6 protein-coding genes are annotated in these 6,710 nt (G+C 65.4%); all 6 read left to right on the top strand.

The features are described 5' to 3' along the window. Positions 1-208 precede the first annotated feature (208 nt). A complete protein-coding gene (locus tag AC2VON_RS00350; protein ID WP_486951165.1) occupies positions 209-2,017 on the top strand; it encodes a molybdopterin-dependent oxidoreductase in 1,809 nt (602 codons plus the stop codon). Between the two features lie 99 nt (positions 2,018-2,116). Next, positions 2,117-3,748: a glucose-6-phosphate isomerase gene (pgi, locus tag AC2VON_RS00345; RefSeq protein WP_486951164.1), complete on the top strand. Its 1,632-nt coding sequence runs from the start codon at positions 2,117-2,119 to the stop codon at positions 3,746-3,748. Next, positions 3,745-4,413 (top strand): ribose 5-phosphate isomerase A, encoded by a 669-nt coding sequence (rpiA, locus tag AC2VON_RS00340; protein WP_486951163.1) that lies wholly within the window; start codon positions 3,745-3,747, stop codon positions 4,411-4,413. Before pgi ends, rpiA begins: the two co-directional genes overlap by 4 nt. Then, the gene (locus AC2VON_RS00335) at positions 4,410-5,234 is read left to right on the top strand and encodes an HAD family hydrolase (RefSeq protein WP_486951162.1); all 825 of its coding nucleotides are present in this window, start codon (positions 4,410-4,412) and stop codon (positions 5,232-5,234) included. Before rpiA ends, AC2VON_RS00335 begins: the two co-directional genes overlap by 4 nt. A gap of 1 nt (position 5,235) precedes the next feature. Continuing rightward, entirely contained in the window at positions 5,236-6,303 is a 1,068-nt protein-coding gene (locus AC2VON_RS00330) for a glucose 1-dehydrogenase (RefSeq protein WP_486951161.1), read from the top strand. Beyond that, positions 6,303-6,710: trehalase-like domain-containing protein (locus AC2VON_RS00325; protein WP_486951160.1), on the top strand; the 408-nt coding region annotated here is incomplete at its 3' end. The genes AC2VON_RS00330 and AC2VON_RS00325, both read left to right, overlap by 1 nt.

The following is a 6,710-nucleotide window of genomic DNA, read 5'->3' as shown; positions in this document are numbered from 1 at the left end:
ACGTCGGACGGAGGCCCCGAGTGCCATGCGCTACTGTCGTATCGAACTTGCTAACCACCATGCCCGGCTCGCCAATTGATATCGGAATGCATTTATTCCCAACCTGTTTGATATGCACCTGCGGGGGTGTACATTCCTTTGATGAGGTATGACACTTGAGTTCCCTTCGAGCTGAGCCCACCGCCACCGGGCAAGGCAGTGCCACGGCGTGACTGACAGCTTGCCACGCAGCGCCGACCCGGCGGCGACCGTTCGCCCCGGCTCGCTGATCACCCGGCGTGAGCGGCGGCGGGTATTCGACCGCCACATCGACCTCAACGAGTGGGCGGGTGGAATCCCGCAGGAAAAGGCGCGGGTGCCGGAGGTTCGTGTCGGTCGCCGCTGGTACAGCACCCTGTGGCTGATCCCGATCAGCCTAGCCGGGCTGATGGTCCTGGTGGCGTTGGCGCAGCAGCTTCGCCAGTACGACTGGATGAAGAACTTCATCGAGACCTATCCCGGCACATCGACCACATATGCACCGGCTGTCACCGCCGGATTTCCGGCGTGGTTCCGCTGGCAGCACCTGTTCAACATCGTCTTCATGATGTTCCTGATGCGGGCGGGGGTGCAGATTTTCGCCGATCACCCTCGGCTGTATCTGAACTCCGGCTGCCGGCCGGGCACCGAGTGGTTTCGGATGCGCGATCCCGTTCCGCCGAACCGGATGAACGCCGACGACGCCGCCCACGTGTGGACGGCGAAGGACGATTCGGTGGCTCTTCCGAAGTGGTTGGGCATACCTGGTTTTCGGCACTCGATCGGTCTGGCGCGGTGGTGGCACTTCAGCTTCGATCTGCTGTGGCTGGCCAACGGGCTGGTTTTCTATGTGCTGATGTTCGGCAGCGGGCAGTGGCGGCGGATCGTGCCGCGTTCCTTCGACGTGTTCCCCAATGCCCTATCCACGGCAGTGCAGTACGCCTCGCTGGACTTCCCGGCCAACGAAGGTTTCACCAACTACAACGGTCTGCAGCTCATCGCCTACTTCACCACGGTGTTCGTCGCCGCGCCGCTGGCGTTCGTCACCGGTCTGTTGCAGGCACCGGCGATCGCGGCGCGGTTCGGTTTCGGCGCGGGCGTCTTCAACCGGCAGGTCGCCCGCACCGTTCACTTCGCGATCCTGCTGTGGATGGTGGTGTTCATCGCCGCGCACACGGCGATGGTGTTCATCACTGGCTTCGTGGGGAACCTGAACCACATCGTCTTGGGCACCGACACCCGATCATATTGGGCGCTGGCGATTTACCTTGTCGCGATGGCCATTATCGTCGTCTTGTGGTTGATCGCGTCCCCGATCACCATTCGCTACCCCGGCGCGGTCCAAATCGTCGGCCGGTGGACTGTCGGCTGGGTCAAGGCGTTCATGGAGTGGGCACATCCGAAAGCCACGTATCCGGAGAAAGACATCTCCCCGTACTTCTGGCCGAACGGCTGGATCCCCACCTCGCAGCGCTACAACCATTTGCTCTCCACCGACTGGGCACAATGGGTGCTGCGCATCGAAGGTCTGGTGGAGAACCCGATCACCCTCTCTTACAGTGAGATTCGAGCCCTGCCCAAACATGAACAGATCACCCAGCATTACTGCATCCAGGGCTGGTCGGGTGTGGCCAAATGGGGTGGGGTGCGCATGTCGGACATCTGCGGCATCGTCCGTCCGTTGCCGTCGGCGCGCTGGGTGGCGTTCTACTCCATGGCGGACGAGGGCGCCGACCCCGCGGAAGGCAAGTACTACGACTGCCACAAGATCGAGCACATGCGCGAGCCTACGTGTCTGCTCGCCTACGAGATGAACGACAAACCGCTCAACGAAACCCATGGTGCGCCGCTGCGGCTGCGCAACGAACGGGAGATCGGCTTCAAGCAGGTCAAGTGGGTCGAGCGGATTGAGTTCGTGGAAAGCTTCGCGCACCTCGGGTTGGGGCAGGGCGGATCGCACGAGGACTACGAGTTTTTCGGCTATCGCATGCCCATCTGATGCGGCGAACGGAGCTCAAGGGTACGTAGTGAACACCATCGAGACGCAGAAGTCCACGGTCGCCTGACCTACCCACCGAACCAAGAGAGGAGACGGAACGTGTCGATTCCGCCGTTGCGTGAGCGCCCGGCCTATGCGGCCCTGGCAAAGCACCAGCCCCAGATCGGGAGCCGCCACCTGCGGGAGCTCTTCGCCGAGGATGCCACCCGCGGCGAGCAGTTCTGCGCCCAGGCCGCCGGGATCTACCTCGACTACTCGAAGAACCGGATCACCGAGGAGACCTTGAACCTGCTGTTTGCGCTGGCCCGGGAATCCGAGCTGGAGCGACACCGCGATGCGATGTTCGCCGGGGAGCCGATCAACGTGTCCGAGAACCGCTCGGTGCTGCACGTGGCGTTGCGGATGCCGCAAGGCACCTCGCTGATGGTCGACGGGGTCGACGTCGTCGCCGAGGTGCACGAGGTGTTGGATCGGATGGCCGATTTCGCCACCAAGATCTCCTCCGGCACCTGGACGGGCCACACCGGCAAGCCGATCCGCAACATCGTCAATATCGGCATCGGCGGCTCCGACCTCGGACCGGTGATGGCCTACGAGGCGCTGCGCCACTACACCGACCGGAACCTGAGGTTCCGGTTCGTCTCCAACGTCGACTCCACTGACTTCGTGGAGGCGACCCGGGACCTGGCGGCGGCGGAAACGCTTTTCATCGTCTCGTCGAAGACCTTCGGAACATTGGAGACACTGACCAACGCCACCTCGGCACGCGACTGGATCGTCGGCGAGCTCGGCGCCGCAGCCGTCGCAAAGCATTTCGTGGCCGTCTCCACCAATGCCGAACGGGTGGCCGAATTCGGCATCGACACCGCCAACATGTTCGGCTTCTGGGACTGGGTCGGTGGCCGTTACTCGATGGACTCGGCGATCGGCTTGTCGACGATGGTGGCCCTGGGCCCCGAGCGGTTCGGCGAGCTGCTGGCCGGCTTCCATGCGATGGACGAGCACTTCCGCACCACCCCCCCGGAGCAGAACCTGCCGATGCTGATGGGCCTGCTCACGGTGTGGTACGTGAATTTTTTTGGGGCCCAGTCGATCGGCGTGATGCCCTACGACCAGTACCTCAAGCGTTTCCCCGCCTACCTGCAGCAACTGACGATGGAGTCCAACGGCAAGCACGTCACCTTAGGCGGCGCAGCGGTGGACTACCAGACCGGTCCGGTGTATTGGGGCGAGCCGGGCACCAACGGCCAGCACAGCTTCTACCAGCTGATCCACCAGGGAACTCCGCTGATACCGGTCGACCTGATCGGCTTCGGCAAGAGCCTCAACCCGCTGCGCAACCATCACGACATCCTGTCGTCGAACGTCTTCGCGCAGGCGCAGGCCCTGGCATTCGGCAAGACCGAGCAGGAGGTCCGCGCGGAGGGGACGCCCGAGGCGGTGGTGGCGCACCGGGTGATGGAAGGGAACCGCCCCACCAACGTCCTGCTGGCGGAGAAACTGACCCCGCACATCCTGGGCGCACTGGTCGCACTCTACGAACACAGCGTGTTCACCCAGGGCACCATCTGGAGCATCGACTCCTTCGACCAGTGGGGCGTCGAACTGGGCAAGGTGCAGGCGTCGGCCATCATCCCCGAATTGGAGAGCACGACCGAGCCGGAGCTCGGCCACGACTCGTCGACCAACGCGCTCATTCGCCATTATCGGGCCCTGAAAACCCGCCCATGAGCATCGAACGAGAGAAGCAGATTGCCGCGCAGGCCGCGGCGGAGCTGGTGGAAAACGGCATGGCCGTCGGGCTCGGCACCGGTTCGACGGTGGCGTTTCTGCTCCCGGCGCTGGCGCGCCGCGCGCTTGATATCCGTTGTGCTGCAACATCGCCCGGCACCGAGCAGGCCGCACGCAAGCTGGGTCTGCAGGTGGAGACACTGGACGATATCGAACATCTCGACGTAACCATCGACGGGGCGGATCAGGTTGCCCCGGACGGGTGGCTGGTCAAGGGCGGCGGCGCCGCGCATACCCGCGAGAAGATCGTCGCCGCGGCAGCGGATCGCTTCATCGTCATCGCCGATTCGTCCAAACCCGTCGATGCCCTGCGCGGGCCAGTCCCGCTCGAGCTGCTGGCGTTCGGGCTGCGTGCGACGCTGCGCCGGATCGCGCCGGTGTCGCTGCGTGATGTTCCGCCGAGCCCGGACGGCGGGGTGATCGCCGACTACCGCGGGCCGGTCACCGATCCGGGGGCACTGGCCGTCTGGCTGGCCGGCACGCCCGGTGTCGTCGAACACGGCCTGTTCGGCCCCGAGGTGGTGGCGACGGTGCTGGTGGGCCGCGGGCAGTCGGTGGACCGGATCGACTTCGAACGGCCCGCGCGCAGCCTGGAGGAAAGATGACCGCCCCATCGATACAGCTGCTGCTCGCCGATGTCGACGGCACGCTGGTCACAGGCGACAAGGTCCTCACCGATCGGTCGGTCGCCGCAGTGGCGAAGCTGAAGGCGGCCGGGATACTTTTCGCCGTCACCAGCGGCCGTCCGCCGCGCGGCATGTCGATGTTGGTGGGACCGCTGGAGATCAGCACCCCCCTCGCGGCATTCAACGGCGGACTGTTCGCTCACCCCGACATGTCGGTGATCGAGCAGCAGACGATCCCCGACGACCTGGCACCTGAGGTGATCGACGCGCTCACCGGCCACGGGATGAGCGTGTGGGTCTACCGGGGGACGGACTGGTTCGTCTTGGATCGGCGGGGGCCGCACGTGGCTCGCGAGTCCCGCACGGTGCGGTTCGACCCGACACCGATAGACAGCTTCGACTCGGTGTCGGACGACGTCGCGAAAATCGTCGGGGTCTCCGACGACCACAACGCGATCCGCAACGCGGTCGCCGCAGTCCGCGAACGCTTCGGCGATCACGTTTCGGCGTCCCGGTCGCAGCCCTACTACGCCGACATCACCCACCCCGACGCCAACAAGGGCAGCGTAGTCCGTTACCTGGCAAAGCATTACGAGATCTCTCCCGAGCAGATCGCCACGATCGGCGATATGCCCAACGACGTGCTGATGTTCGCGCAGTCAGGGCTGAGCATCGCCATGGGCAACGCCGACGAACAGGTCCAACGGGCCGCCCGCCACGTGACCACCTCCAACGAGGACGAGGGCTTCGCGAACGCGGTACAGCGATTCATCCTGCCCCACAACCAGGTAAGGAGTTGATATGCGTGCGTTGACCGTGGAGCCGGGCCGGAAGGGGTCGCTGGCTGTATCCGACGTGCCCGACCCGGTCCCGGCCGACGGCGAACTGCTGGTCGACGGCGTCGCGATGGGGGTGTGTGGCACCGACAAGGAGATCGTCTCCGGCGAGTACGGCTGGGCGCCACCCGGCTCGTCACGCCTGGTGCTTGGCCACGAATCGCTCGGCCGGGTGCGTCAGGCACCGTCGTCGAGTCAATTCGCGGCCGGTGATCTAGTGGTCGGTGTGGTGCGTCGTCCCGACCCGGAACCGTGCGGGGCGTGCGCGCACGGCGAGTTCGACATGTGCCGCAACGGCCGCTACCGCGAACGCGGCATCAAGGAGCTGGACGGGTACGGCAGTCAAGTCTGGTGCGTGGAGGCCGATTACGCGGTTCGGGTGGATCCATCCCTGGAACGCGTCGGAATGCTGCTGGAGCCCACCACTGTGGTGTGCAAAGCGTGGGAGCAGGTGCAGCGGATCGGTGAACGGGCCTGGTTCGAACCCAAGCGGGCGCTGGTGACCGGTGCTGGGCCGATCGGGTTGCTGGCGGCGCTGATCGGCGTCCAGCGCGGTCTGGACACCCACGTGCTGGACCGGGTGACCGACGGTCCGAAACCGGAGCTGGTGAAGTCGCTGGGCGCCACCTACCATCACGACGACATCGAGTCGGTCGCCAAGCGGCTGCGGCCCGACGTGGTGATCGAGGGCACCGGTGCGGGCAGCCTCGTCTTCGGCGCGCTGATGCACACCGAAACCTACGGGATCACCTGCCTGACCGGCGTGTCGTCCGGTGGACATCACCTCGATGTCGATGCAGGCCTGGTGAACCGCGACATCGTGCTGGAAAACGACGTCGTGGTCGGTTCGGTCAACGCCAACCTGCGGCATTACCGGCAGGGCGCCCAGGTGCTGGCGCGAACCGACAAGGACTGGCTGGAAGGTCTGATCACCCGGCGCGTGTCGCTGGCGAAGGCCGCCCACGCCTTCCAACCGGCCGACGGTGACGTCAAGGTGGTCATCGAACTCAGCGGCAATGGAGGTCACAGCTGATGGCCCGGATAGAGGACTATGCGTTGCTCGGCGACCTGCACACCGCGGCGCTGGTGAGCCGCCACGGCAGCATCGACTGGCTGTGTCTGCCGCGGTTCGATTCGGGTTCCTGCTTCGCGGCGCTGCTGCACGACGAGTCCGCGGGCCACTGGCGACTCGCGCCGGCCTCCTGTTACCCCTCTGAGCCGGCCACCCGGCGCGGCTACCGCGACGACACGCTGATCATGGACACCGAGTGGGACACACCCGAGGGTTCGGTGCGGGTCACCGATTTCATGCCGCCGCGCGGCCAAGCGGCCGACCTGGTCCGGGTGGTGGAGGGGTTGTCCGGGCGAGTGCCGATGCGGATGCGCCTGGTGATCCGGTTCGACTACGGCAATGTGGTGCCCTGGGTCCGCCGCAGCGAG

The sequence above is a fragment of the Mycobacterium sp. TH-M82 genome (assembly GCF_057473605.1).
This window is presented reverse-complemented; position numbering and strand designations above follow the sequence as displayed.

Bases quoted from the DNA above. Each gene is read 5' to 3' on its own strand.
- rpiA (WP_486951163.1), top strand. From the start codon at position 3,745: ATGAGCATCGAACGAGAGAAGCAGATTGCCGCGCAGGCCGCGGCGGAG.
- AC2VON_RS00335 (WP_486951162.1), top strand. From the start codon at position 4,410: ATGACCGCCCCATCGATACAGCTGCTGCTCGCCGATGTCGACGGCACG.
- AC2VON_RS00330 (WP_486951161.1), top strand. From the start codon at position 5,236: ATGCGTGCGTTGACCGTGGAGCCGGGCCGGAAGGGGTCGCTGGCTGTA.